The 24,774-nt window shown below is 74.8% G+C and carries 22 protein-coding genes; 10 read left to right on the top strand and 12 right to left on the bottom strand.

Annotated features, from left to right (window positions below; genetic code table 11):
* Window positions 1–13: 13 nt before the first annotated feature.
* The 3 genes from OG338_RS26455 to ligA all read right to left on the bottom strand — a co-directional run bounded on the left by OG338_RS26455 (window position 14) and on the right by ligA (window position 3,587).
* Window positions 14–544 (bottom strand): hypothetical protein, encoded by a 531-nt coding sequence (locus OG338_RS26455; protein ID WP_405939729.1) that lies wholly within the window; start codon window positions 542–544, stop codon window positions 14–16.
* Window positions 541–1,332: a rod shape-determining protein gene (locus OG338_RS26450; RefSeq protein ID WP_405939728.1), complete on the bottom strand. Its 792-nt coding sequence runs from the start codon at window positions 1,330–1,332 to the stop codon at window positions 541–543. The genes OG338_RS26455 and OG338_RS26450 overlap by 4 nt, the downstream gene beginning before the upstream one ends.
* A gap of 155 nt (window positions 1,333–1,487) precedes the next feature.
* Window positions 1,488–3,587, bottom strand: a complete 2,100-nt coding sequence (gene ligA, locus OG338_RS26445; RefSeq protein ID WP_405939727.1) for an NAD-dependent DNA ligase LigA — start codon at window positions 3,585–3,587, stop codon at window positions 1,488–1,490.
* A gap of 300 nt (window positions 3,588–3,887) precedes the next feature.
* Between ligA and OG338_RS26440 the strand changes: the two genes are divergently transcribed.
* The 3 genes from OG338_RS26440 to OG338_RS26430 all read left to right on the top strand — a co-directional run bounded on the left by OG338_RS26440 (window position 3,888) and on the right by OG338_RS26430 (window position 6,587).
* Window positions 3,888–4,823 carry a DUF1996 domain-containing protein gene (locus tag OG338_RS26440; RefSeq protein ID WP_405939726.1) on the top strand — a complete coding sequence of 312 codons (936 nt, stop codon included), beginning with the start codon at window positions 3,888–3,890 and terminating at the stop codon, window positions 4,821–4,823.
* Window positions 4,824–4,895: 72 nt separating this feature from the next.
* Window positions 4,896–5,459 (top strand): DUF305 domain-containing protein, encoded by a 564-nt coding sequence (locus tag OG338_RS26435; protein WP_405939725.1) that lies wholly within the window; start codon window positions 4,896–4,898, stop codon window positions 5,457–5,459.
* A 75-nt stretch (window positions 5,460–5,534) separates the two neighbouring features.
* Entirely contained in the window at window positions 5,535–6,587 is a 1,053-nt protein-coding gene (locus tag OG338_RS26430) for a LacI family DNA-binding transcriptional regulator (protein WP_405939724.1), read from the top strand.
* A gap of 3 nt (window positions 6,588–6,590) precedes the next feature.
* Here OG338_RS26430 and OG338_RS26425 read toward each other — a convergent pair whose 3' ends face one another.
* Window positions 6,591–8,681, bottom strand: coding sequence for a phage holin family protein (locus OG338_RS26425; protein ID WP_405939723.1), 2,091 nt, complete (start codon window positions 8,679–8,681; stop codon window positions 6,591–6,593).
* 83 nt (window positions 8,682–8,764) lie between these two features.
* Window positions 8,765–9,169, bottom strand: a complete 405-nt coding sequence (locus OG338_RS26420; protein WP_405939722.1) for a hypothetical protein — start codon at window positions 9,167–9,169, stop codon at window positions 8,765–8,767.
* 224 nt (window positions 9,170–9,393) lie between these two features.
* Between OG338_RS26420 and OG338_RS26415 the strand changes: the two genes are divergently transcribed.
* Both OG338_RS26415 and OG338_RS26410 read left to right on the top strand, forming a co-directional pair.
* Window positions 9,394–10,176, top strand: a complete 783-nt coding sequence (locus OG338_RS26415; protein WP_405939721.1) for an MBL fold metallo-hydrolase — start codon at window positions 9,394–9,396, stop codon at window positions 10,174–10,176.
* On the top strand, window positions 10,173–10,799 hold the full coding sequence (locus tag OG338_RS26410) for a DedA family protein (protein ID WP_405939720.1): 627 nt from the start codon (window positions 10,173–10,175) through the stop codon (window positions 10,797–10,799). The genes OG338_RS26415 and OG338_RS26410 overlap by 4 nt, the downstream gene beginning before the upstream one ends.
* On the opposite strand, the gene OG338_RS26405 is transcribed toward OG338_RS26410, so the two are convergent.
* Together OG338_RS26405 and OG338_RS26400 are read right to left on the bottom strand one after the other, a co-directional pair.
* Window positions 10,747–11,838 (bottom strand): MBL fold metallo-hydrolase, encoded by a 1,092-nt coding sequence (locus tag OG338_RS26405; RefSeq protein WP_405939719.1) that lies wholly within the window; start codon window positions 11,836–11,838, stop codon window positions 10,747–10,749. The genes OG338_RS26410 and OG338_RS26405 overlap by 53 nt on opposite strands.
* 36 nt (window positions 11,839–11,874) lie before the next feature.
* Complete coding sequence (locus tag OG338_RS26400; RefSeq protein ID WP_405939718.1) at window positions 11,875–13,122, bottom strand: aminotransferase class I/II-fold pyridoxal phosphate-dependent enzyme; 1,248 nt, start codon at window positions 13,120–13,122, stop codon at window positions 11,875–11,877.
* Window positions 13,123–13,309: 187 nt separating this feature from the next.
* On the opposite strand from OG338_RS26400, the gene OG338_RS26395 reads away from it, so the two are divergent.
* The 3 genes from OG338_RS26395 (at window position 13,310) to OG338_RS26385 (ending at window position 16,151) form a co-directional block, all read left to right on the top strand.
* Window positions 13,310–14,806 carry a bifunctional phosphatase PAP2/diacylglycerol kinase family protein gene (locus OG338_RS26395; RefSeq protein WP_405939717.1) on the top strand — a complete coding sequence of 499 codons (1,497 nt, stop codon included), beginning with the start codon at window positions 13,310–13,312 and terminating at the stop codon, window positions 14,804–14,806.
* 122 nt (window positions 14,807–14,928) lie between these two features.
* On the top strand, window positions 14,929–15,738 hold the full coding sequence (locus OG338_RS26390; protein WP_405939716.1) for a class I SAM-dependent methyltransferase: 810 nt from the start codon (window positions 14,929–14,931) through the stop codon (window positions 15,736–15,738).
* A 59-nt stretch (window positions 15,739–15,797) separates the two neighbouring features.
* Window positions 15,798–16,151: a VOC family protein gene (locus tag OG338_RS26385; protein ID WP_405939715.1), complete on the top strand. Its 354-nt coding sequence runs from the start codon at window positions 15,798–15,800 to the stop codon at window positions 16,149–16,151.
* Window positions 16,152–16,351: 200 nt separating this feature from the next.
* Here OG338_RS26385 and OG338_RS26380 read toward each other — a convergent pair whose 3' ends face one another.
* A complete protein-coding gene (locus OG338_RS26380) occupies window positions 16,352–18,319 on the bottom strand; it encodes a DUF5107 domain-containing protein (RefSeq protein ID WP_405939714.1) in 1,968 nt (655 codons plus the stop codon).
* Between the two features lie 185 nt (window positions 18,320–18,504).
* Here OG338_RS26380 and OG338_RS26375 point away from each other — a divergent pair, with 185 nt between their 5' ends.
* Window positions 18,505–18,840 carry a DUF6204 family protein gene (locus OG338_RS26375; RefSeq protein ID WP_405939713.1) on the top strand — a complete coding sequence of 112 codons (336 nt, stop codon included), beginning with the start codon at window positions 18,505–18,507 and terminating at the stop codon, window positions 18,838–18,840.
* Window positions 18,841–18,947: 107 nt separating this feature from the next.
* Window positions 18,948–20,816, top strand: coding sequence for a transketolase (locus OG338_RS26370; RefSeq protein ID WP_405939712.1), 1,869 nt, complete (start codon window positions 18,948–18,950; stop codon window positions 20,814–20,816).
* Between the two features lie 42 nt (window positions 20,817–20,858).
* On the opposite strand, the gene OG338_RS26365 is transcribed toward OG338_RS26370, so the two are convergent.
* The 4 genes from OG338_RS26365 to OG338_RS26350 form a co-directional block, all read right to left on the bottom strand.
* Window positions 20,859–21,410 carry a GNAT family N-acetyltransferase gene (locus OG338_RS26365; RefSeq protein ID WP_405939711.1) on the bottom strand — a complete coding sequence of 184 codons (552 nt, stop codon included), beginning with the start codon at window positions 21,408–21,410 and terminating at the stop codon, window positions 20,859–20,861.
* 71 nt (window positions 21,411–21,481) lie between these two features.
* Window positions 21,482–21,721, bottom strand: coding sequence for a DUF1049 domain-containing protein (locus OG338_RS26360; RefSeq protein ID WP_405939710.1), 240 nt, complete (start codon window positions 21,719–21,721; stop codon window positions 21,482–21,484).
* A 122-nt stretch (window positions 21,722–21,843) separates the two neighbouring features.
* Window positions 21,844–22,788 (bottom strand): LD-carboxypeptidase, encoded by a 945-nt coding sequence (locus OG338_RS26355; RefSeq protein ID WP_405939709.1) that lies wholly within the window; start codon window positions 22,786–22,788, stop codon window positions 21,844–21,846.
* Window positions 22,785–24,773 carry a prolyl oligopeptidase family serine peptidase gene (locus tag OG338_RS26350; protein ID WP_405939708.1) on the bottom strand — a complete coding sequence of 663 codons (1,989 nt, stop codon included), beginning with the start codon at window positions 24,771–24,773 and terminating at the stop codon, window positions 22,785–22,787. The genes OG338_RS26355 and OG338_RS26350 overlap by 4 nt, the downstream gene beginning before the upstream one ends.
* Between the last annotated feature and the right edge of the window lies 1 nt (window position 24,774).

The raw sequence follows: 24,774 nt of genomic DNA, 5'->3' as shown, positions 1-24,774 counted from the left end.
GCCCCTCACCCGGTCAGGACGGCGGGAACGGCACGGCGTTGATGGATTGCGGGACCGGCGATCGGTCCCCGGGCCGGTGGACACCGGCACTCGGAGGCCCGCGCACGCCGGGCAGCGCCACGCGCGGGCGCTGGACGGCGGAGGCGGGGACGGTACGGACGGACCAGGGGACGGAACGCGGAAGCGGGGCCCGCGCGGGGCACGGTACGAGCCCGCCGGGGCCGGGCGGGGGCAACTGGTGTGCGATACGGGGGTGCTCGGCGGCGGCCCACGGTGTGGTGTCCGGGCCACGGTCGACGGTGGCGGGCGGCGGGGCCGGCGGAGTGGTCCGGGGTGCCTCGGCGGTCGCCTGTTGTACGGGGATGCTGGGCGCGGTCGTCGCGGTCGTCGTGGGAAGCGCCGCCGACGCGCGTACGGGGAGGCCCGTCCCGGCCGTCGCGGGCGCGCCGCCGACGAGGGCGAGCACGGCGAGGAGCAGCGCGACGAGGTACCGCGGTGCGGCGGACGGGCGGCCGGGGTGCGCGTTCCCCGGGAGCGGGGTCATCGGGAGCGGCCGGGCAGGGCGGGCGCCTCGGCGTGGCGGAGGACGGAGCTGAGGACCAGGCCGGCGCCGCGCACGACCGTGGTCGCCGGGTCGTCCGTGCGCCGGACCGGGACGCCGAGGCGGACCGCGATGCGGTTGGTTACGTCCGGGCGCAGCGCACCGCCTCCGGTGAGCAGCGGGCCCCTGCGCAGGGCGCCGAGCAGCGCGCCGTGCGGGTCCTGCCGCCACATGGCCATGACCATGTCCAGGACGGCGCGGACGGCGGCGGTGGGCGGCTCGCCCGGGTCCAGGTCGCTGAGCCCGGTCTCGGCGAGGCGGGCGTCGCGCACCAGGCCGTCCACGAGCAGGGTCGCCTCGGTCAGCTCGGCGCCGATGTCGAGGACGAGGAGGGGACCGCCGTCCCCCGGCCCGGCGCACGCGGCGGCGGCACGGGCGCTGTCCAGGACGATGACGTCCGAGGGGCCGAGCGCACGGAGCAGGTCGCGGGCGGCGGCCCGGTGTCCGGGCCCGGCGAGCACCGGGTGGCTGAGCACGATGACCGCGTCCTCGCGGCGCTCGCCCAGGGCCCGGCCGGTGATGCGGGCCAGCATCCGGCCGCACGACTCCGGGTCCACGATGCGGCCGCGCCGGACGGGCCGCCCGGGGCCGGACTCACCGGTGCCGTGGACGGTGTCCGCGACGACGCCCCGGCCGGGGACCCAGGCCCGGGTGCGGGAACTGCCGAGGTCGAGGGCGAGGCCCCGGGTGGCGCCCCGGTAGTGCCGCCGTCCGTCGCGCAAAGAACGCATCGCCCCTCACCCCCGGCACGCAGCCGCGGCCGTACACACCCAGTGACCCGCTGATCGCGAGGCATGGCCGAGCCCTCACTATGCAATAGGGAGGCAAAGAAAGCCACTCCCCACCAAAATCGAAGGACTCACCCCGCGCGGTCACGCGCCCCGCGTCACGCGTCGACCGGCAGGAACTCCGCTATCAGCTCCGCGAACTCCTCCGGCGTCGCGATCCGCACCCCCAGGCCCTCCGCCTTGGTCCGCTTGGAGCCCGCCTTCTCGCCGGCCACCAGCAGCGTCGTGCGCTTGGAGACGCTGGAGGAGGACTTGCCGCCGGCCCGCTCGACCAGCTCGTTCATCTGGTTGCGCGACAGCTTCTCCAGCGCGCCGGTCATCGCCCCCGTGACCACCACGGTCATCCCGGCCAGCGGAGCGCCCTCGGCACCGGCGGCCGTCTCCTCGTCGGCCTCCTCGCCCGGCGGGGGCGGCGGGGTCGCGCCCGGCTCGGTCATGTTCAGCCCGGCGGCGACCAGCTTGTCGATGAGCGGGGCGAGCTCGGCCAGCTCCGCGACGACTCCGGCCGCCTTCTCCTTGCCGATGCCGTCGACGCGCTGCAACTCCTCCTCGTCGGCGGCCCGGATCCGGTCCATCTCCGCGAAGTAGCGGGCGATCCGGCGGGACATGGAGCGCCCGGTGCCGCGCACGCCGAGGGCGCAGAAGACCCGGGAGAGCGGCTGCGAGCGTGCCGTGTCGATCGCGGCGAGCAGATTGTCGGTGCTGGTCTCCCCCATCCGGTCGAGCGTGAGCAGCTGTTCGCGTTCCAGCATGAACAGGTCCGCGAAGTCGGTGACGAGACCGGCGTCGACCAGCTGGACGACCCGGGTCGTGCCGAGCCCTTCGATGTCGAGCTGGTCGCGCCCGGCGGCGTACGAGACGGAGGCGACGATCCGGCAGTCGCGGCCCCGCACACAGCGCCAGCGCTGCTCGCTGCTGTCGATCTCCGAACCGCACTGGGGGCACGCCTCGGGAAAGTCGACGGGCTGCTCCTCGCCGGTGCGCAGATGGGCGACGGGCGCCTCGATGCGGGGGATGATGTCGCCCGCCTTGTAGACCATCACATGGTCGCCGATGCGCAGGTCCCGGCGGGTGATGTCGGCCGGGTTGTGCAGGGTGGCGTAACCGACGGTGGAGCCGTCGATCTCAACGGGCTCCAGGACGGCGCGGGGCGCGATGATGCCGGTACGGCCCACGTTCCACTCGACGCCGAGGAGGCGGGTGACCTTCTCGACGGCGGGCAGCTTGTAGGCGATGGCCCAGCGCGGGGCCCGGGTGCCGGAACCGGCGTCGCGCCGGTCGGCCGCCAGGTCCGCCTTGATCACGATGCCGTCGATCCCGAACGGCAACGCCGCCCGCAGCGCGGCGACTTCCTCGATCCGGGCCTGGACCTCCTCGACGGTGGCGGCGGTGCGCGGCGCGACGTCCGTGTCCGCGGCGGTGTGCACGCCGAGCTCGGCGACCCGGGCGAGCACCCGGCTGTGCGGCAGCTCGGCCGGCTCGGCGGCCAGTGCGCCGGACTCGGGCAGCGGCAGGGCGCCGTAGGCGAAGAACGTCATCTCCACCGTGTACGCACGGTCCTTGGCGCGCAGGGTGCCCGCGGCGCCGTTGCGCGCGTTGGCGAAGGGGGCGCCGCCGTGCTCGGTGCGGACCGTGTTGGCCTGCTCGAACTGCTCGGCGGTCATCAGGATCTCGCCGCGTATCTCGATCGTGACCGGCTCCGCGAGCCGCGCGGGGAGCCCGACGACGGTCCCGATCGCATGGGACACGTCCTCACCGGCCGTCCCGTCGCCCCGGGTGATCAGCCGTTCCAGCCGGCCCTCGCGATACCGCGCGGCGACCGCGAGCCCGTCGAGCTTCGGCTCGACGCTCCACGCGGTGACGGGCCGTCCGATCCGGCGCTCCAGGGACGCGGTCCAGGTGGCGAACTGCTCGGCCGAGAAGACGTTGTCGAGGGAGAGCATCGGCACGGTGTGCGGCACGTCCCCCACGGCCGCGCCACCCGCCACCTTGCCGGTCGGCGAGGCGGGCAGCACCTCCTGCGGATGCTCCCGCTCGTACGCGGCGATGCCGCGCGCCAGGCGGTCGTAGGCGTCGTCGTCCAGCGTGCTCTCACCCGTGGCGTAGTACGCGGCGGCGGCCTGCGCGGCCTCCTCGACGGCGGCGGCGTAGGAGGCATGGTCGATGAGCACGACTGCTGAGTTCGTCATGCCCTCCATCCTGCCGCCCACCACTGACAACGCCCCGGCCGACGAGTCCCGGACGAGACCCGGAGAGGCAGGGAGAGCGCTCTCTCACGCCCTGCGCCCGGGGTTTCGACCAACAAATGCCGGAGAGAGCGCTCTCCCAGCCTTGACGGCCCGAACCGCCCCCATGGCGCCCGAAATCGAAGATTCGTCAGCCGTATTGACATGCCCTCAACACGCTCCTACGTTCCCTCACAGAGAGCGCTCTCTCGCCTGATCGGGCCGCCCCTGATCAGGGCAACTCCCCCCACCACTTCCCCGAACAGGAGTGCCGTGCTCTTCTTCCGTCAACGACGCAGCGGCGAGGACAGCCACCGCAGAACCCCACCGCCCCGGCGGTACCGCACGGCGGCGCTCGCCGCCGCCGCGCTCGCCCTGACCCTCCTTCAGGCCACCACCGGCAGCGCGTCCGCCGGCACCCCGGCCGCCGCCCCCAAGGCGGCCGCCGATGTGGTCCGGGTGGCCGAGTTCCTCGCCGAGTGCCCGTACACCCACCGGGCACCCGACGACCCGATCGTCTTCCCGGGCCTGCCCGGCGCCTCGCACATGCACAGCTTCTTCGGCAACGACTCCACCGACGGCAACTCCGACCTGGCCTCGCTGGAGCAGGCCCGGAGCACCTGCTCACCCGACATCGACCTGTCGTCGTACTGGGTGCCGACCCTGTACGACGGCGACAAGGAGGTGGAGCCCACCGGCACCACGTTCTACTACCTGGGCGAGGGTGTCCGGGACGACGTCATCCGGCAGATCCAGCCCTTCCCCCGGGGTCTGCGGATCGTCGCGGGCAACGCCAAGGCGACCGGTCCCGACGACAACACGATCTCGCGCTGGTCGTGTCTGCACCACGGCGAGGTCAACCCGTCGCACGACTTCGTCAACTGCCCGTCCGACGCGATGCTGGAGTCGTACCTCGACTTCCCGCAGTGCTGGAACGGCAAGGACCTCGACTCGCCCGACCACAAGAGCCACATGTCGTACCCGGTCAACGGCGAGTGCCCGGCCACCCACCCGGTGCCGGTGCCCAAGCTCCGCCAGGTGCTGCGGTACCCGGTCAACGGTGACCCGTCCAGGTTCCGCCTGGCGTCCGGTCCCGGCTACACGATGCACGGCGACTTCTTCAACGTGTGGCCCGAGGCCGAGATGGCGCAGCGCGTACGCGACTGCATCAACGCCATCATCAAGTGCGGGGCCGACGGCACTCCCTGACGCACACCCCCGTCCCCACCCGCCCGTCCGGGGCCCCGCGCCCCGGACGGGCCCTCCCCGAGGGAGCCCCCGATGAAAGCGGCCCGCGGCGCGGCGGCGCTCACCCTGCTCCTCCTCCTGGCCGGCTGCGGCTCCCCGGCGGCCGAGCCGCGACGCACTCCCCCGCCCGCCACCGGCGCCCCCGCCGATCCGACCGACGCCGCCTGGGCCCAGCTCATGACCCCGATGAACGAGTCGGCCGTGGCGCTCCTGTCGCTCGCCGCAGACCGCTCCGGCGACACCGCCGTACGGCGCTGGGCAGCCGGGCTGCGGACCTCGCAGAACGGTGAACTGGCCCGGCTGCGCCCGCTGCTGGCCCGGATGGGGCTCCCGGACACCAATGTGCACGAGGGCCACCACATGCCCGGCATGGTGACGGCCGACGACCTGGCACGGGCCCGCACGCTGAAGGGCGCGGCCTTCGACCGGTTCCTGGTGGACCGGATCGGCGGGCATCTGCGTCAGACCGCCCAGGTGTCGCGCTCCGAGACCGGGTCCGGCACCCGGCCGGACGCCAAGCGGCTCGCGGCCGCCCTGGTCGCCGCCCGCCGGGCCGAGATCGCCCGGCTGCCCGCCCCGTCCGGCGCTCCCGGCTGACGGCCGGGTCAACGTAATCCCAAGGCGCCCGGGGCCGTTGCCCCACCGGTCGTACCGCCCGGGTATAAAGACTGCATGCCTGCCGACGCGCCGCCGCCCGCCCGTCCCGTGACCTTGGAGGACGTCGCCGGGGTGGCCGGGGTGTCCCGGGCGACGGTGTCCCGGGTGATCAACGGGGCGACCACGGTGGACCCGGCGCTGCGGCGGACGGTGGAGGCGGCGGTGGACGCCACCGGTTACGTCCCCAATCGCGCGGCCCGGTCGCTGGTGACCCGGCGCACCGACTCGATCGCGCTGGTCGTCTCGGAGCGGGAGCGGCGCACCGTGCCCGAGCCGTTCATCGGCCGGATGTTCTCCGATCCGTACTTCGGGCGGGTGGTGGCCGGTCTCCTGGAGGTGCTGCGCCCGGCGGGCATCCAGCTGGTCCTGATGCTGGCCGACGACCGGGAGTCCCGCGACCAGCTCCTTTCGTATCTGCGCCACGGGCATGTCGACGGGGTGGTGCTGATCTCCTCGCACGCGGACGACCCGCTGCCCGGGCTGCTGCACGGGACCCGGCTGCCCGCCGTGCTCGCCGGGCAGCCGCGCAGGCCGACGCCGCTCACCTATGTCGAGGCGGACCAGCGGGCCGGGGCGCGGCTGGCCGCCGACCATCTCGCCGCGCTGGGCCGCCGCCGCGTCGGCACGGTGTCGGGCCCGCAGGACATGCCGGCCGGTCAGGCGCGGCTCGCCGGGTTCCTGGACGCGCTGGCGGCGCACGGCATCCGGGATGTGGTGACCGCCGAGGGCGACTTCACCCATGCCGGGGGCGCGGCGGCGATGCGGCGGCTGCTGGCGGAGCGGCCGGATCTGGACGCGGTGTTCATCGCGTCGGACCTGATGGCGCTCGGGGCCGTGCCGGTGCTGCTGCGGGCCGGGAAGGAGGTCCCGGACGACGTCGCGCTCGTCGGGTTCGACGACAGCAGTGCGGCGCTGGCCTGTGATCCGCCGCTGACGACGGTCCGGCAGCCGGTGGAGGAGATGTCGGCGGAGATGGCCCGGCTGCTGCTGAAGCAGATCGGGAAGCCGGTGGACCCGCCGCCTTCGGTGATCTTCCACCCGACGCTCGTACGCCGGCAGTCGGCCTGATCATCAGGCGCGGCCGGGCTCCTCGTCGGAGGTCACCGGCACCTGCGGCCCGGACGCCTCTTGGAGCCAGCGCCGGAGGACCCGGTGCACGGCCTCGGCGCCGACGATTTCGTCGGGGCGTTTCCCGTCCTCGCCGGTGACGGCGTCCAGCGGGTCGGTCAGGGTGCGCGGCCAGAGCAGGAACGGCCGGGACTGGTCGCCGCCCAGGCCGCCGTGCGAGCCGATCTGCTCCTCGAAGGCGTGCACGGTGCCGGTGGCGGGGTCGTACATGGAGTTGACCATCACGTCGGCGACGTGCGGGAAGGTGTCCGTCCGCCGGATCGCGTCCGCCGCGCCGGGACCGTACACGGCCAGTGGCCCCTGTCCGTCGGCCAGCTCCGCCACGGGCACCCGTACACCGTCGCGGGCCAGCACCACCGAGCCGTGGCGCTCGCTGCGGACGAGCAGGAAGCCGATGCCCGGGTGGTTGGCGAGGGTGGAGAGCAGCGCGGGGTGGCGGCGCTCCAGCTGCTCCTGGGAGGCTCGGCCCCTTATGTCCGGGAAGGAGATCAGGCCGAGGTTGCCGGAGGCGAGGACTATCGGGTCGGAGGGGACCGCGATGTGCTCCTCCTGGCCCTCGGCGACCGGCCGGTGCAGGGCGATGCGGACCGCGTCACGGGCCTCGGATGCGCTGCGGGTGCGCTGGGCGCGCCGGGGCACGGGCAGTCCGCTGCCCGCCCGGACGAGGTCCTTGAGGGTCAGCCCGTACACCCCGGCGAAGGTGTTCCCGGGGCTCTGGCCGTGGTCGGAGAGGAGCACGATCCGGTAGGTGCGGGGCGCCTGCTCGGCGACCTTGGTGATCAGGGCGAGCGCCCGGTCGAGGCGGGCGAGCACCTTCTCCGCGTCGCGGCTGCGCGGTCCGGAGTGGTGCGCCACTTCGTCGTACGCGACGAGGTCGGCGTAGACGGCGGTCCGGCCGGCGAACATGTCGCCGATGACGGCGGCGACCACCACATCGCGTTCGACCACGGTCGCGAAGGCGCGGATGAAGGGGTAGAGGCCGCCGCGCTTGATGCGGGGCGTCTCCTTGCGGAGGCGGGAGCGGGTCGACTGGGCGATCTCGCGGCAGACCTCGGCGGCGAAGGAGCCGGCGGTGCGGACGGCGTTGGCCGGGTCGGAGAAGTAGGCGAAGTACCCGGCCCGGGAGCGGCGGCCCTTGCCGAGCCGGGCGGCCATCGAGAGGACGAGCGCGAGCTGGGCGGCGCCGCCGCTGAAGAGGTTGCCCCGGCTGGCGCCGTCAAGGGTGAGCAGTCCGCCGTCCCGGGTGCGGGTGATGGCGCGGCGCTGGAGTTCCAGGGCGCTCGCGGGCTTGCTGGAGACCATGACGAGGCCGGTCTCCTTCTCGTACCAGCGGAAGGCGGGGACGTCGTGGTTGGTGCCGTGCAGGATGCCGAGCTGGCTGGCGCCGGTCTGGCTGGACCAGTCGGTGCGCCAGGGCATGAGCCGGTGTCCTTCCGGTTCGGCCAGCCAGTGGGCGACGGTCGGCATGACTCCCCCGGCGGCCGCCGCGACGAGGGCGTCGTGGCCGACCCCGTCGAGCTGGAGGAAGACGGTGCCGGGCGGGCCGCCGCGCGCGTCGCCGGTGCCGGTGCGGCGGCGGCGCCGGTCGGCCAGGCGGGAGAGGCGGCGGCGGTAGGCGTTGTCGTCGCGCACGGCGAGGGCGGTGGAGGTCGCGGAGGCGACGGCGGACATCACGGCCGCGACGGCGACGGCGGTCTCCGGGGCGGCGGCGCCCCGGCCGTCCGGGATGAGCCACAGCGCGATCAGCAGCAGCGAGCCGTTGAGGAAGAAGACGAGCGCGCCGAGGACGAGGGCCGGGACGATGAGCAGGGCCCGTACCAGCACGGGCCAGACCAGGGCGGAGAGCAGTCCGAAGGCGCCCGCGCCCCAGGCTGCGGTGAAGGCGGTCTTGGTGATGCTGTCGCCGTCGGCGGACTGGAGCCGGAAGTCGGGGAGGATGCCCGCGAGCGCCAGCATGGTGAGCGTCGAGACGGCCCAGACCGCGATCACGCGCATCAGGGCGGCGCCGGCCCGCCGCCATCGTCTGTCGCCCACGCCCTCGTCACCTCATGTCCGGGCCCTGCCGTTCCGGGCCCTTTCCCAGCCTTTCACAGCGGCCGGGACAGCCCTGCGGCCGGTCAGCAGCCGTCGTATCCGGCGGTCGGCATGGAGAGCCTGCGGTGCACTCCGGCCTTGCCCTCGGCGGTGTAGGACGGCTCGGCGAGCCCGGCGGTCTCCAGGCGTACGCCGCGCCGGCGGCACTCGGCGGTGAATTCCGGCACCGAGGCCAGGGCGCGGGCGAGGACCCGGTCGCTGGGGGTGACGAACAGCTCGATCTCGCCGCTGTCGATGCCGTCCCAGAGCGCGGGGTGGTCGGGGCGCAGCGCGTAGACGCGCAGCTGCCGGGTGACGACGTAGCCCTGGTCTGCGGCCCAGCGGGCGCACATGGCGTGCTGGCTGCGGGTGTCCACGAGGAACGGATCGCCGTCCAGTTCCTCCAGCGGCGTCAGGCTGGCGATGGCCGCCACGCGTACGTCCCCCATGGCCCGTCTTCTCCCGGTGCTCGTCGTTCCCCGACCCTATGCGCCCGTACGCGGCGGCCGAGGGAGCGTTCCGGGGCGGCGAGGGGGCGCACGGGGGCACGGGTCCGGACCGGTGATCCACGGGTGCGCCGGGGTGCGCGGACCGCCGGGGCGTGACTGGCCGTAGGCTCGACCGGGCAGGTGTGAGGGGGCCCGAGGGCCCGGTGAGCGGGAGGAGGCGGCGCGTGCCGGTGGAGGTCACCTGGTGGGGTCATGCCACGTGCACGATCGAGGACTCCGGGGTCCGTTTCCTGACCGATCCGCTGTTCGTACGGCGCTTCGCGCATCTGCGGCGGCGCCGGGGCGAGCTGCCGGGTCCGGACGCGGCCGTGGCCGATGTGGTCCTCATCTCGCATCTGCACTCGGATCATCTGCACCTGCCGTCGCTGGCGCGCGTCGAGCCGGGGGCCCGGGTGGTGGTGCCGCGTGGTTCGGTGCGGTCGGTGCCGGGGCTGCGGCTGCTGCGCCGGGTGCGCGGGCTGCGGATCACCGAGGTGGTCGCGGGCGACGAGGTGCGGGTGGGCGGGGTGCGGGTCCGGGCCGTCCCGGCGCTGCACGACGGCCGGCGCCTGCCGCTGGGCCCGCACCGCTCCCCCGCGCTCGGTTACGTGGTGGAGGGCGCGGCGCGTACGTACTTCGCCGGGGACACAGGGCTCTTCGACGAGATGGCGCGGGCGGTCGGCCCGGTGGACGTGGCGCTGCTGCCGGTCGGCGGCTGGGGGCCGTATCTGGGCCATGGGCATCTGGACGCGGGGCGGGCGGCGCAGGCGCTGACCCGGCTGCGGCCGCGCGCGGCGGTGCCGGTGCACTACGGCACGTACTGGCCGATCGGGATGGACGGGGTCCGGCCGCACGAGTTCCACGCGCCGGGCGAGGAGTTCGTGCGGAAGGCGGCGCTGGTGGCGCCGGAGGTCGTGGTGCACCGGCTGGCGCACGGCGAGCGGGTACGGCCGGAGGGCCGCGCGTGATCGAGTTCCTGCGCCAGACGGCGCAGCTGCCCGCCGAGTCGACACAGCAGGCGGTCGGCTATCCGTCGCTGTTCCTGCTGGTGGCGCTGGGTGCGCTGGTGCCGGTGGTGCCGACGGGCGCGCTGGTGAGTTCGGCGGCCGTGGTGGCGTTCCACCAGTCGTCGCCGTTCGCGCTGCTTGTGGTGTTCGCGGTGGCGTCGGCGGCGGCGTTCCTGGGGGACATATCGCTGTACTGGCTGGGGCAGCGGGGGGTGCGGTCGAGGAACGGGTCGCGGTGGCTGCGGACGATCCGGGACCGGGCGGCGCCGGAGCGCCTTGAGCAGGCGCAGCGGAAGCTGGACGAGCACGGGGTGACGGTCCTGGTGCTGTCCCGGCTGGTGCCGGCCGGGCGGATTCCGGTGATGCTGGCGTGTCTGCTGGGGCGGATGGAGCTGCGGCGGTTCGCCCGGGGCGATGCGCCGGCGTGTCTGGCGTGGGCGGCGACGTACCAGCTGATCGGGATTCTGGGCGGTTCGCTGTTTCCGGAGCCGTGGCAGGGGGTGGTCGCGGCGGTGGGTCTGACGCTGCTGATCAGTGGGGCGCCCGCGGTGTGGCGCCGGACGCGGGCGTGGTGGGCGCGGTGACGCCGGCCGGGCGGGCCGTGAGCAGGCGGGAGCCGCCGATGGGCAGGTCCCAGAGCCGGTCGCGGGGGTGTCCGGCGCGCTGCCAGGCGGTCCGCAGCCGGGTGAGGGGTTCGAGGACCGGTTCGGCGGAGAGCAGGAAGGCCGCCCAGTGCATGGGCGCCATCGCGTGGGCGCCGAGGTCTTCGTACGCCTGCACGGCCTCCTCCGGGTCGGCGTGCACATCGCCGAGCCACCAGCGGGGTTCGTACGCGCCGATCGGCAGCAGGGCGAGGTCGATGCCGGGGTGGCGGCGGCCGATCTCGGTGAACCAGTGGCCGTATCCGGTGTCGCCGGCGAAGTAGATCCGGCCGCCGTCCCCCGCGCCGGTGGTGTCCTGGACGATCCAGCCGCCCCACAGCGAGCGGCAGGTGTCGGTGAGGGTGCGCCGGGACCAGTGGTGGGCCGGCACGAAGTCGAAGCGGACGCCGTGCAGTTCGGCGTGTTCCCACCAGTCGAGTTCGGTGACGTTGGCGAAGCCCCGGCGGCGGCACCACTGGCCGAGTCCGGCCGGCACGAACAGCGGGGTGTGCCGGGGCAGCCGGCGCAGGGTGGGGGCGTCCAGGTGGTCGTAGTGGTTGTGGCTGATGACGACCGCGTCGACGGGCGGCAGGTCCTCCCAGCGGACTCCGACGGGTGTGATCCGGGCCGGGGTGCCGAGGATGCGGCGGGACCAGACGGGGTCGGTGAGGACGGTGAGGCCGCCGGTGCGGATGATCCAGCTGGCGTGCCCGGCCCAGGTGACGGACGCGGCACCGGCCGGGACGGGCGGCAGGGGCTCGGGGGCGTACGGCAGCCGGTGGATGTGGCGCAGGCCCTCCGCGTTGGGCCGGATGGCGTGCTCGCGGGCGAGCCGGGACATGCTCCGGACGCCGGGGAGCGGGGCGGTGAGCCGGTCGGCGAAGCTGCGGGGCCAGGTGCGGACCTCGCCGAGCGGGCGCGGGGTGACGATGTCGCCGCAGACCGCGGGGGGTGCGAGGGGGGTCTCGGTCCGGTCCGTCATCGGGGCTCCCGTCCAGGAGTGCGCCGGCGGGGTGGGTCAGCGCGGTGCGTCGAGGGCTGCTCGGAAAATGCTCAGCGCTGCCGCGATATGCGGCAATTCGAGCGGGTCCGGGGCGGTGAGCGCCTCGGTCTGGCGCTGCGGGTCCGTGCCGAGGAGGGAGCCGGTACCCAGCCGGACCCGGAGTGCGCCGAGTTCGTCGCCGAAGCGGTGGCCGCCGGGGGCGGGGGTGCCGAGCCGGGCGGACAGGAACTCCTCCAGTTCGAGGGAGTCGGTGACGCCCCGGGCGGCGAGCCGGGAGCGGAGCGGGCCGAGGTCCGCGTAGAGGTGGCGGCCGGCCTGCGGGGGCCGGGCGAGGGCGCCCCAGCCGAGGACGGCGCGGTGCGCCGCGGTGGCGAGCCGGGCGTGCAGGTCGGCGGAGCGCCGGGCCCGTTCGGTGACGGCGTCCGGTTCGCGCAGCGCGTGGGCGGCGGCGGCCGCGACCGGTCCGGCGACGGAGGCGCCGAGCGCGGTGAGGACGTCGAGCGTACGGGCGTGGCGGGCGGCGGAGCGGGCGGTGTCCGGGAACCGGGCGACGGCGACCGGCCAGGCGGCCGGGGTCAGTGCCCCGTACAGGCCGGAGACCACCGTGACGTCGTCGGGGCACATCTCGGCGGGGCTGACCAGGACCGTGTCGTGCGGGCGGTGCAGGGTGTCGCGCCAGGTCTCGTCGCTGACGATGTGCAGCCCCTGGTCCACGGCGGCCTCGCACGCCTCGCGGACGAGTTCCGGCGGGGCGACCGTGGCGGTGGGGTCGTCGGCGGCCGAGAGCAGCAGCAGCCGGGGCCGGCCGCCCTCGACGCGTACTCGCCGCACGGTTTCGAGCAGGGCGTACGGGTCGGGCACGCCGCCGCACTCGGCGGGGGTGGGCACCTGGTAGGCGGGCCGGCCGAGCAGCCTGGCCTGCGGAATCCAGGAGGCGGGGCAGGGGCGCGGCAGCAGCACGTCGCCGCCGTGCGCGGCGATCAGGGCGAGCAGCAGGGGTGCGGTGCCGGGGGCGGCCGCGACGCGCTCGGGGCCGCAGTGCAGTCCGCGCCGGCCCCAGTAGGCGCAGGCGGCCTCGCGCAGGGCGGCCGATCCGCCGGCGGGCTGCGCGGCATCGCCCGCGGCGGAGGCCAGCACCTCGGCCAGCCCGGGCAGCACGGGCAGGCCCGGCCAGGGGGCCGGCGGCCCGTACCGTACGGGGCCCCGGTCCTCCCGGACCGTGTCCGTGCCGCGCTCGTGCCGCCCGGTCCGCTCCCGGCCCATCGGGCCTCCTTCGCCGTCCGCCCTCGGGACCTTTATACGAGGGAACGGGGCGGGGCGCCTGCCCTGGCCTCCGGTCGCGTCCGAGGCGTCGAGCGCGGCCCGCGGTCCGCATGCGCCGGTACGAACCCCGGGCCGCCTTCGGCGTGGCTGCTGGTTCGGGGCGGCGATGCGGGGTATCCGCTGTCGCATGTCTTCAGCGAGCAGTGCTTCCGTCCCGTCCCGGATCGCCGGGCTGCGCGACCGGTTCCACCGGCGCGATCTCGCCGTGTTCCAGAATCTGGCCCAGCGGCACTGGCCGGCCGCGGGCCCGGTGCTGCCCCGGCTGAGCCGCAGTGCCAATCACGGGCTGCTGTGGGTCGGGGCGGCGGCCGGCATGGCCGCCTTCGGGGGCAGTGCCCGGGCCCGGCGGGCCGCGCTGCGGGGCATCGCCTCGCTCGCGGTGGCGTCGGCCGCGATCAACACCGTGGGCAAGGGGGCGGTCCGCAGGCAGCGGCCGGTCCTGGACACCGTGCCGGTGATACGGCAGCTGAAGCGGCAGCCGGTGACCACGTCGTTCCCGTCCGGGCATGCCGCGTCGGCCGCCGCCTTCGCGACCGGGGTCGCCCTGGAGTCGCGGGGCTGGGGGGCGGTCGTGGCGCCCGTCGCGCTGTCCGTCGCGGCGTCCCGGGTGTACACCGGGGTGCACTACCCGAGCGATGTGCTGGCCGGGGCGGCGCTGGGCGTGGGGGCGGCGTTCGCGCTGCGGGGGGTGATACCGACGCGGGGGCAGCTGCCCGCACCGGGCAGACCGCCGGCCGACGCGCCCGCCCTGCCCGAGGGCCGGGGGCTTGTGGTGGTCGCCAACGAGGAGTCGGGGACGGCGACCGCGACGGCCTCGCTGATCCGGAACGCGCTGCCGGAGGCGGAGATCGTGGAGTGCGCGCCCGGCCGGCTCGCCCCGGAGCTGGCGCGGGCGGCGGACCGGTGCACGGCGCTGGGGGTGTGCGGCGGGGACGGCACGGTCAATCTGGCGGCGTCCGTGGCGGTGGAGCGCGGGGTGCCGCTGGCGGTGTTCCCGGGCGGGACGCTCAATCACTTCGCGTACGACCTGGGCATCGAGACCGTGGCCGACGCCTGTTCCGCGCTCGCCGCCGGGAACGCGGTGCGGGCGGACCTGGGCCGGTTCCGGCCGGGGCCGGAGGGCTCGGCCGGCTACTTCCTGAACGCCTTCAGCCTGGGCGTGTATCCGGAGCTGGTGCGGATGCGGGAGCGCTGGTCGCCCCGGATCGGCGGCTGGCCGGCCGGGGTGCTCGCGGCCCTGCACGTGTTGCGCGGCGAACGCCCCCTGGAGGCCGAATTCCAGGGCCGGCGGCGCCCGTTGTGGCTGCTGTTCGTCGGCAACGGCCTGTTCCAGCGGGTGGGCCCGGCGCCGGGGCGGCGGCACAATCTCGCGGACGGGCTGCTGGACGTCCGCGTGGTGCACGGCGGCCGGACGCCCGCGCTGAGGCTGCTCGCGACGGCGGTCGCGGGTCCGCTGACCCGCTCCCCCATGCACGCGGCGGTGCGCCGGCAGCGGGTGCGGGTCTCCGGCCTGAAGCCGGGGACGCCGTATGCGTACGACGGTGAAGTGGCGCACAGCGAGGCGGAGCTGACGATCGACAAGCTGCCGGAGGCGTTGACGGTGTACTGCCCGCGGCCGGTGTAGGGAGACCGGGCCCAGGACGTCCACATAGCAAGATACCCATCTCATTATTCGGCGGCAGGCTCTACGGTGGTCCTACCGATCAGCGCTTTCGCGGTTCGCGTTTCGAGAGAGGATGCACGGCCATGCCGAAGGAGACCGCCGTCTACACCCACGGCCACCACGAGTCGGTGCTGCGCTCGCACCGGTGGCGCACCGCCGCCAACTCCGCCGCCTATCTCGTCGGCGAACTGCGTCCGGGCCTGGACGTGCTGGACGTCGGCTGCGGCCCCGGCACCATCACCGCGGACCTGGCCGCGCTGGTCGCCCCGGGCCGGGTGACCGCCGTCGACACCACCGACGAGATCCTGGCCCAGGCCGCCGAGGTGGCCGCCGAACGCGGCGTGGACAACGTGGAGTTCGCCGTCGCGGACGTCCACGCCCTGGACTACCCCGACGACTCCTTCGACGTGGTGCACGCCCATCAGGTCCTCCAGCACGTGGGCAACCCGGTGCAGGCGCTGCGCGAGATGCGCCGGGTGTGCCGTCCCGGGGGCGTCGTCGCCGCGCGCGACAGCGACTACGCGGCGATGACCTGGTATCCCGAGTCGCCGGGCATGGACCGCTGGGCGGACCTGTACGGCCGGGTGGCCCGCGCCAACGGCGGCGAGCCGGACGCCGGGCGCCGGATGCTGTCCTGGGCGCGGCAGGCCGGGTTCACCGACATCACACCCACGGCGGGCTCCTGGTGTTACGCGACGCCGGAAAGCCGGGCCTGGTGGAGCGGGCTGTGGGCCGACCGCACCGTCGGCTCGGTGTACGCGAAGCTCGCGGTGGACGGCGGGCACGCCACGTCCGAGGAGCTGGCGGAGATCGCCGGGGCGTGGCGCGGGTGGGGCGCGCAGGACGACGGCTGGTTCATGGTGCCGCACGGCGAGGTGCTCTGCCGGGTCTGAGGGCTCGGCCGGGGCCGAAGGGATCACATGGCGGCGGGCGGCCAACTAACCTTGCCGCCATGGAGATCCTGGGAACCACGCTGCGTATCTGCGTCGACGACCTGGAGGCGGCGGTCGCCTTCTACGAGCGGCTGACCGGCGCTCAAGCCCTCCGCTTCGAGCGCGGCGGGGTGTCCGTCGCCGCGATCAGCTGCTTCCTGCTGATGAGCGGCCCCGAATCGGAGCTGGAGATCCTGCGCAAGGTCACCGCGACCATCGCCGTGAAGGACGTGGACGAGGCCCACGACTCCCTGACCCGCGTCGGCGCCCGCGTCATCGCGGGCCCGGTCCCGACCCCGGTGGGCCGCAACCTGATCGCGGTGCACCCGGACGGCTCGGTCTTCGAATACGCCGACCGCAACGCACCGGCCTAGGGCGTGTTTCGAAAGTCCCGCCTGTCCGGCGGGCGGACGGCGCTACTTTCGAAACACGCCCTAGCCGAGACCGGCCCGCTCCAGCACCAGCCGGGCCACCTCGTGGTGCACGGGCACGCCCGCCTTCTCCAGGGCGCCGAAGATCTCGTCGGCGTACGCCCGGCGGGCCACGGTCATCGGCGCCAGGACCGGCCGGCCGTTCAGGCGCGCGGGCGCATGCGGTAGTCGTACGCGTCCGGCAGCGGTTCGTCCGTGAGCCGTTGCCAGACCTCCTCCAGGATCTCCGCGCCCTCGCGCAGGTCAGCGACCTCGAAGCCCGCGTCGAACACCGCCTTCGCGGCTTCGGGCCGGCCCTCCGCGAGCAGCAGTCGGGCCTCCAGCAGCCGGAACCGGCCCCGTGCCCGGACCTCCGGCGGCAGCCCCGCCCACACCGTGCGGGCGGCCTCGGTGCGTCCCGCCGTGAGCAGCGCCTCGATCGCCTCCCGGCCCAGTGCGGCGGTGGCCGCGGTCCAGGGCGCGTCGCCTTCGAGGCGTTCCGCGCACAGCCCGTCGAACGCCTCCGCGTAATACTCGGCGGCCAGTTCGCGCTGGCCGCCGACCAGGGCGGCGACGGCCAGGCAGCGGAGCAGCGGCCAGCGCGAGTCGGCCGTGGCCAGTCCGCGTTCCCAGCTGCGGACCGCCTGGGCGCGGTCGTCGGCGTGCCACTGCGCGATGCCGAGGTGGTATTCGGTGAGCGGTTCGGCGGGGGCCGTCTCCAGCATGTCGCGCCAGTGCCGGGAGACCAGGGTGGGCCCGGGGACCGTCCCCTCGGGGCCGGGGAGCGTGCCCTGGTCGAGCAGTTCGAGCCAGGGCGCCTGCTGCTCGCCCAGCGTGTCGGCGGCGAACGGTGTGCTGGGCAGCTCGTACCGGCCGCGCCGCACCTCAAGGGCGCCCCAGCCGGAGCCGGTGGCGAGGCGTTCGCCCGGTTCGGTGTCGGCGTGGGCGCGCCAGGCGGTGTACGCGGCGTCCACGTCGGCGCGCGGCAGGGCGTCCGCGAGCCGCCGCTCGGTCTCGGCGCGGGCGGCGGCCCAGTCGTCGCCGTGCACGACGGAGGGGTCGGCGGCGAGCGGCCCGTACGACTCCAGCCAGCTGAACTCGCCGCCCGGTTCGAGCGGGACGTGTTCCAGCTGGGTGCGGGCCAGTCCGGCCTGGATCTCCGCGTAGCCGCCGGTGCCGGGCTCGGTGAGCCAGTCCTGCCAGCGCCGGCCGCCGGTCCCGCTGCCCCAGAGGAACAGTTTGCGGCCGCGCAGCAGGTCGGTGGAGGTCTGGACGAGGCCGTGGCCCTGCCCGTCCAGGGCGGCGATCCAGCGGCGGGCGCCGTCGGGCACCTCGTAGAAGTAGTCGGCGGGGTACTCGCCGCGTAGCGGGTAGGTGCGGTCGGTGCCGCCGCTCTCGGGGACCGGGACCCGGGTCAGGCTGCGTTCGTAGCCGAAGTGCCACGCCTCGTCGGCCGGGGCGATCACCCGCCCGCGCTCGTCCTCGGGGACAGCGGTGTTGGACCACCAGTAGACCGGCGCGGGCTGCTCGTGCGGGTTGCGTATCCGTACGCCGACGTGCAGGAACGCGGAGTCGGCGGGGAGCCACAGGTCCACCTGGAACGGCAGGTCGCGCAGCCGCTCCCACTCCCAGAGCCGGACCATCTCGCCGCCGTCGGGCGCCGGGACGAGCGCCGCGTGCACCGGGGCGCAGGAGAGCGTGGTGTGCCCGGTCGCGCCGATGTTCCACTCGATGCCGCCGGAGAACCAGGCGCCGTTGAGCGCGAAGCCGGCGGGCTGGAGCACCGGGTTGGTGTGGACGAGGTCGCGGCCGGACGGCTTGTGGACGAGCGAGTGGATACGGCCGCCGAGGCCGGGCAGCACGGTGACGCGCAGATGGCCGTTCTCGATGACGATCGCGTCGAGGTCCGTGGGGACGCGCTCGCGCCCGTAGCCGTCGAGGAGGCGGACGGGCAGGACGGTGGTCAGCGGGGCGTGGCCGAGCTGCCGGGCCATGTCGCGCGGGAGCCCGGCCCGGCCCCGGTCCTCGATGACGTGCGTCTCGTCCAGCGGCCGCAGCGCGGGCAGCGGGTTCTCCGGCCCGGTCGCCGCCGCGGGCAGGGTCAGGACGGCACGTCGTACGGTGGTGGCCAAGGCAACCTCGCTCCCTCGCGCGGGCCGCCACAGGTCCGGGCGCCCCCCGATGACCATGGAACACGCCGGTCGCCGCCCCGACAAGGGGTGTCTCGGCGCCCGGAATTCCGTTTCCGTCCCGCCCCCGGCCCCCGTACGCTCGCTGCGGACACCGGACGCGGCGGGCGAGAGGGACAGCGCAACAGATGAGTACGCAGCACACCTACCGGGTGATCGTGCGCGGCACGTTCCAGGATCTGACGGACGCGGCGCGCGAGCGGCTGCTGGCCGAGGTCGAGGAGCACGGGCTCGCCGCGATGCAGTTCACCGAGGAGGGGTCGCTCACCTACGACCGGGTCCTCAAGCACTTCAGCTTCCGCTATGTGGTCGTCTCGGACGCCGAGGACGGCGAGGAGATGGCCGGCGCGATCGCCGAGGACCGGGCGCAGACGACGCTGCGCGAGGCGGGGTACGGCCACGGCGAGCTGCGGTCCACGGCGACGGACATGGACACGATGAAGATCAACTACAAGCGGCGGTGAGGCCGGGCCGGGCGCCCGATGGGGGCAACCTGCCCCCGGAAGGTGATGGACCGCGCGGATTCGGGAACCCGTTCCGTCGTCCCGCCCTCACGCGAAAGGTCCGGCCCATGACCAGCGAACAGCCCCGCACGCTCGGCCCCGACAGCGATCTCACCGAGGTCTTCGAGCTCGCCCAGCAGCTGCGGGTGGACTCGGTGCGCGCCAGCACCTCGGCGGGGTCCGGGCACCCCACGTCCAGCCTGTCGGCGGCCGATCTGATGGCGGTCCTCATGACCCGGCAGCTGCGGTACGACTGGAACGCGCCCGAGAATCCGGCCGGCGATCACCTGGTCTTCTCCAAGGGCCACGCCTCGCCGCTCCTGTACGCCATGTTCAAGGCGGCCGGCGCCGTCACCGACGAGGAGCTGATGACGACCTACCGCCGCTTCGGGCACCGGCTCCAGGGCCATCCCACCCCCGAGCTGCCCTGGGTGGACGTGGCGACCGGTTCGCTGGGCCAGGGCATCGCGTACGGCGTGGGCATCGCGCTCGCCGGGCGCGACCTGGAGCACCAGCCGTACCGGGTGTGGGTGCTGTGCGGGGACAGCGAGATGGCCGAGGGGTCCGTGTGGGAGGCCCTGGACAAGGCGGGCCGGCACCGGCTGGGCAACTTCACCGCGGTCATCGACGTCAACCGCCTCGGCCAGTCAGGACCCACCGAGCTGCAATGGGACACCGACGCCTACGCGCGCCGCGTCGAGGCGTTCGGCTGCCGCGCCCTGGTGGTCGACGGGCACGACCTGACCGAGATCGACCGGTCCCTGAAGACGGCGGCGGACGGCAGCGCGCCCACGGTAATCGTCGCGAGGACGGTCAAGGGGCGCGGGGTGAGCGAGGTCGCCGACAAGGAGGGCTGGCACGGCAAGCCGCTGCCCGAGGACCTGGCCGAGCGCGCCATCGAGGAGCTGGGCGGCGTCCGCGACCTGCGGGTGGAGGGCCCCCGGCCGCCGAAGGCCGCGCCCGCCCCCGCGCGGACCGGCGGCGCCGTGGAGCTGCCGCGCTTCGAGAAGGGCGACGAGATCGCCACCCGGGTCGCCTTCGGCAAGGCGCTGGTCGCGCTCGGCGCACGGCCCGACGTCGTCGCCCTGGACGCGGAGGTCGGCAACTCCACGCACTCGGAGGACTTCGGGAAGGCGTACCCGGACCGCTTCTTCCAGACGTACATCGCGGAGCAGCAGATGGTCGCCGAGGCCGTCGGCATGGCGGTGCGCGGCTTCCGCCCGTACGCGACCACCTTCGCGGCGTTCCTCACCCGGGCGCACGACTTCATCCGCATGGCGGCCGTCTCGGAGATCACGATGGCGCTCTGCGGCACCCACAGCGGAGTGGAGATCGGCGCGGACGGGCCCTCGCAGATGGGTGTCGAGGACCTGGCGATGATGCGCGCGGTGCGCGGCTCGACGGTCCTCTACCCGAGCGACGCGACCTCGGCGGCGGCCCTGACCGTGGCGATGGCGGACATCGACGGCATCTCGTACCTGCGCACCACGCGTGGCGCCTACCCGGTGCTGTACGGGAGCGGGGAGACGTTCCCCGTGGGCGGCTCGAAGACGCTGCGACACGGCGACGACGACCAGGTCACCCTGATCGGTGCGGGGGTCACGCTGCACGAGTGCCTGGCCGCCGCCGAGCTGCTGGCCGGGCAGGGCGTACGGGCCCGGGTCATCGACCTCTACTCGGTCAAGCCGCTCGACGCCGGCGCGGTGGCGCTCGCGGCCCGGGAGACCGGGGCCCTGGTCGTGGTGGAGGACCACCACCCGGAGGGCGGCATCGGCGAGGCGGTGCTGTCGTCGCTCGCGGAGTCCGGCAGCCATCCGGCCTTCGTCCACCTCGCCGGGAGCAACCTCCCGGGGTCCGGCACCCCGGCGGAGCTGCTCGACGCGGCGGGGATCTCCCGCACGCACATCGCGGACGCGGCGCGGGGCCTCGTCAAATAGCCGGCGCCGAGTGGCGGGCGCCGAGCAGCCGGTGTCAGGCGGTCAGCGCATCTCGGCGGTGATCGCCCAGCGTTCGTGGTCGCGCCAGGCGCCGTCGATGTGGAGGAAGTCCGGCGAGAAGCCTTCGAGCCGGAAGCCGGCCCGGCGCACGAGCCCGATCGAGCCCGCGTTGTCCGGCTGGACGTTGGCCTCCAGCCGGTGCAGGGCGAGCGGGCCGAAGGCGTGGTCCAGGACGAGTTCCAGCCCTTCGCCCATGAGGCCGCGCCCGGCCGCGTGCGCGAAGGCGCCGTAGCCGAGGGCGCCGCAGCGGAAGGCCCCGGCGACGATGTTGTTGATGTTGATGAACCCGGCGATCGCCCCGGCCCCGCCCGCCGCGTCCCGCTCGCACACCAGGAACCCCGCCTTCGTGGGGTCCGCGATGAGCGCGCCCGCGTAGGCGGCGTACGCCTCGGGGGTGGCGGGCGGGAAGAGCCAGGGCCGGTGCAGGGCGGCGCTCTCCCGGGCCCGGGCGGTGAACTCGTCGGCGTCGCCGGGGGTGAAGGGGCGGATCGCCGTGCGCGGCCCCTCGGCGAGATGGCGGGTGTCGTCGGACATCGCCCCAGCCTAGAACGGCCGTACGGAGCAGGGCCGGTGAGCCCTGCCCCGTACGGCCGTCGCCCGCGCCGCTACTTGGCCCGCCTGCGGAAGACGTACGCGCCGCAGGCCATGCCGGCCACGAACATCACGACCAGCCATACGTAGAGCGGCGCCGTCACCAGCGGGACGATGAGGCGGACCTCGACGTCCTCGGTGTTCTCGGCGATGAACACGATCGAGAGGATCGCGATGACGAGGACCAGAATGCGGCCCGGGGTGAAGGCCCCGCTGCCGCTCTTCCCGCTGCTCGACACGTCCTTCGGGCTCATGAGCAGCCCCTTTCCCGGCCCTGGTACGGCCGTCGCCCCGGGGCTCCAGCATGGCTCCGCCCCCGTACCCACCGGCGGAGATGTTCGGCCGTTCGGGTGACGGGGGCGGCGGGATCGGCGGGTCAGAGCAGGGCGGGCACCTCGACGGTGAGGGTGGCCCGGCCGCCGTCCGCCGGGGCGTCGAGCACCGCGGGCACCCCGAGCGGGATCGTGAGCCCGGTGGGTCCGTGGCCGAAGCCCAGCTCCTCCACGACCGGGACGCCCAGCGCGCCCAGCCGGTCCGCGAGCACCGCCCGCACCTTCTCGTACGGCCCGCACCCCGCCCAGGACCCGCAGGCCACCCCGGCGACGCCGTCGAGCGCCCCGGCCCGCAGCAGCTGGGTGAGGATGCGGTCCAGGCCGTACGGGTCCTCGGTGGTGTCCTCGATGACGAGCAGCCCGCCCCGGGCCGAGCGGCGGGCGTGCGGGGTGCCGAGGTCGGCGGCGAGCAGGCTCACACAGCCGCCGTAGGTGATGCCGCGCGCCCGGCCCGGGACCAGCGCCCGCGCGTCCGCCAGGCCCAGGGTCAGCTGCGTCCCCGGGTCGAAGAGCGTGGCCCGCAGGGACTCCTGGGTGCGCGGGTCCTTGAGGAACGTCTCGGTCCCCGTCATCGGCCCGTGCAGGGTGGCGAATCCGGTCCGCAGCGCGAACGCCTCGTGGAGCACGGTGACATCGCTGTAGCCGACGAACACCTTGGGCCCGGCCGCGCGCACCGCCGCCCAGTCCACCAGGTCGACCATGCGGTGCGCCCCGTACCCGCCGCGCGCACAGATCACCGCGTCGACGGAAGGGTCGCACCACGCGTCCCGGAGGTCCCGGGCCCGGTCCTCGTCCGTACCGGCGAGGTAGTCCAGCTCCCGGTGGACGTCCAGCACATGGGGCATGGGCACGGGGTCGAGGCCCCAGCCGCGCAGGATGTCCAGGCCGGGTTCCAGCCGGTCGGCGGGGACGGGCCCGCACGGGGAGACGACGGCGACCCTGGACCCGGGGCGCAGCCGGGCGGGGCGGGCCGCCGGGATGAGGGTCACCGCTTCAGTTCCAGGGCGGCCACATCGGGCCGGTCGAAGCCGAACACCTGGGCGTACAGGGAGAGTTCGGATTCGAGCGCGTCGGTCATCGTGGTGGCGCGGCGGAAGCCGTGGCCCTCGCCCGGGTAGGTGCGGTACGCGTGCGGGATGGAGCGCCCCGCGACGGCGGCGAGGAAGCGTTCGCACTGCACGGGCGGGCAGATGGGGTCGTCCTCGCCCTGGAGGAGCAGGAACGGCACGGTGAGCCGGTCGGTGCGGCCGACCGGGGAGCGTTCCCGGTAGCGCTCGGGGACTTCGGCGAGGGGGCCGACCAGCGATTCCAGGTACTGGGACTCGAAGTCGTGGGTCTCGTCGGTGCCCCAGCCGGCGAGGTCGAGAATGGGGTAGATGATGGTGCCGCAGGCGTAGACGTCGGTGCCGGTCAGCGAGGCGGCGGTGGTCCAGCCGCCGGCGCTGCCGCCCCGGATGGCGAGCCGGTCCGGGTCGGCGGTGCCCTCGGCGGCGAGCGTCCCGGCGACAGCGGCGCAGTCCTCCACGTCCACCACGCCCCACTGCTCGCGCAGCCGGTTGCGGTAGGCGCGGCCGTATCCGGCGGAGCCCCCGTAGTTGACCTCGGCGACACCGATGCCGCGCGAGGTGAAGTAGGCGATCTCCAGGTCCAGGACGAGGGCGGCGTGCCCGGTGGGACCGCCGTGGGCCCACACCACGTAGGGCGGCGACTCGCCCTCGGGGCCGGTGTGTCCGGGGTTGCGCGGCGGGTAGATCTGGGCGTGGATCTCGCGTCCGCCGGGTCCGGTGAAGATGCGCAGGACCGGTTCCGGGTAGTAGGCGGGGTCGACGGAGTCCTGGTGCGGGGTGCCGGTGATCCGGGTGTGCCCGGTGGCGGTGTCCAGCTCCACGATCTCGTAGCCGCTGTGCGGGCTCGCGGCGACGCCGGTGACGCGGGAGCCGCGCACGGTGAGCGTCGGCACCCACTCGGTCCACGGGCCCGCGATGTCGACCAATTCGCCGGTCTCCGGGTCGAGTATGCCGAGGGTGGTGGTGCCCTTGCCGTGCAGGACGGCGATCAGCCCGTTGTCCAGGGGGCGGAACCAGACGAGCCCGATCTTCCACAGCGGCCCGGCGAACTCCTCCTCGCGCGGGCAGAGTTCCCGGGTGTCTCCGGTGTCCGGGTCGAGCCGGCACAGGTTCCACCAGCCGCTGCGGTCGCTCGCCAGGAGCAGCTGCCCGTCGGCGGTCCACTGCACCTGCGGCACGGATTCCTCGGGGCCGCCGGCGACGGTCCTGGCGTCCTGGAAGGTGCCGTCGGCGCCGATGTCCGCGACCAGCACCTCGGTGCCGTCCCAGGGCATGCGCGGGTGGTCCCAGCCGATCCAGGCGGCGCGCCGCCCGTCGGGCGACACCTCGGGGCCGGTGACGAACCGGTGCCGTCCGTCGCTGAGTTCGCGTACGGCGGACCGGTCGCCCGCCGCCGATCCGTCCAGGGGCACGGCCGCGAGGACCCGGCGCAGCGCGGTGGGCGCCTCGCCGGTGAACTCCTCCAGGACGCACCACACCTCACCGGCCGCGCCCCGGTCCGGCCGGACGCGCGGGTCGGCCCAGCGCAGTCCGCCGCCGACGGCGGAGACCGGGGTGAGCGGCCACGGTTCGCGGTCGCCGTCGGGCTCGTAGGCGTACAGCCGCTGGTCGGCGAAGTGGACGAAGACGACCAGCGGGCCGCCCTCCGCCCGCTCGGTGCCCGCCCAGGGCTGTCCGCCGTACTCGATGACCCGGCTGCGGACGTCCCAGGGGGCGGGCAGTTCGGTGGTGGTGCCGTCGGCGGTGCGGCGGACCAGGGCGCGCCGGCCGGCTTCGGCGGGGCGCGGTTCGGTCCACCACAGCTCGTCGCCGACCGCTCCGGTGTACTCGGGCCGTCCGTCGTGGGAGGCGGCCAGTGCGGCGTCGATCGGTGAGGGCCAGCTGCCGTGGGGCTGTGCGGTGGGCATG

It is taken from the genome of Streptomyces sp. NBC_00726 (assembly GCF_045161735.1).
GTDB lineage: Bacteria > Actinomycetota > Actinomycetes > Streptomycetales > Streptomycetaceae > Streptomyces.
Note: the sequence above shows the minus strand (reverse complement) of the source record. Positions and strands in the feature narration are given on the sequence as shown.

Excerpts from the sequence above, each read along its gene's own strand:
- OG338_RS26455 (WP_405939729.1), bottom strand. The coding sequence starts at position 544 with ATGACCCCGCTCCCGGGGAACGCGCACCCCGGCCGCCCGTCCGCCGCA.
- OG338_RS26450 (WP_405939728.1), bottom strand. The coding sequence starts at position 1,332 with ATGCGTTCTTTGCGCGACGGACGGCGGCACTACCGGGGCGCCACCCGG.
- ligA (WP_405939727.1), bottom strand. The coding sequence starts at position 3,587 with ATGGAGGGCATGACGAACTCAGCAGTCGTGCTCATCGACCATGCCTCC.
- OG338_RS26435 (WP_405939725.1), top strand. The coding sequence starts at position 4,896 with ATGAAAGCGGCCCGCGGCGCGGCGGCGCTCACCCTGCTCCTCCTCCTG.
- OG338_RS26430 (WP_405939724.1), top strand. The coding sequence starts at position 5,535 with ATGCCTGCCGACGCGCCGCCGCCCGCCCGTCCCGTGACCTTGGAGGAC.
- OG338_RS26420 (WP_405939722.1), bottom strand. The coding sequence starts at position 9,169 with ATGGGGGACGTACGCGTGGCGGCCATCGCCAGCCTGACGCCGCTGGAG.
- OG338_RS26405 (WP_405939719.1), bottom strand. The coding sequence starts at position 11,838 with ATGACGGACCGGACCGAGACCCCCCTCGCACCCCCCGCGGTCTGCGGC.
- OG338_RS26400 (WP_405939718.1), bottom strand. The coding sequence starts at position 13,122 with ATGGGCCGGGAGCGGACCGGGCGGCACGAGCGCGGCACGGACACGGTC.
- OG338_RS26395 (WP_405939717.1), top strand. The coding sequence starts at position 13,310 with ATGTCTTCAGCGAGCAGTGCTTCCGTCCCGTCCCGGATCGCCGGGCTG.
- OG338_RS26390 (WP_405939716.1), top strand. The coding sequence starts at position 14,929 with ATGCCGAAGGAGACCGCCGTCTACACCCACGGCCACCACGAGTCGGTG.
- OG338_RS26385 (WP_405939715.1), top strand. The coding sequence starts at position 15,798 with ATGGAGATCCTGGGAACCACGCTGCGTATCTGCGTCGACGACCTGGAG.
- OG338_RS26375 (WP_405939713.1), top strand. The coding sequence starts at position 18,505 with ATGAGTACGCAGCACACCTACCGGGTGATCGTGCGCGGCACGTTCCAG.
- OG338_RS26370 (WP_405939712.1), top strand. The coding sequence starts at position 18,948 with ATGACCAGCGAACAGCCCCGCACGCTCGGCCCCGACAGCGATCTCACC.
- OG338_RS26365 (WP_405939711.1), bottom strand. The coding sequence starts at position 21,410 with ATGTCCGACGACACCCGCCATCTCGCCGAGGGGCCGCGCACGGCGATC.
- OG338_RS26360 (WP_405939710.1), bottom strand. The coding sequence starts at position 21,721 with ATGAGCCCGAAGGACGTGTCGAGCAGCGGGAAGAGCGGCAGCGGGGCC.
- OG338_RS26350 (WP_405939708.1), bottom strand. The coding sequence starts at position 24,773 with ATGCCCACCGCACAGCCCCACGGCAGCTGGCCCTCACCGATCGACGCC.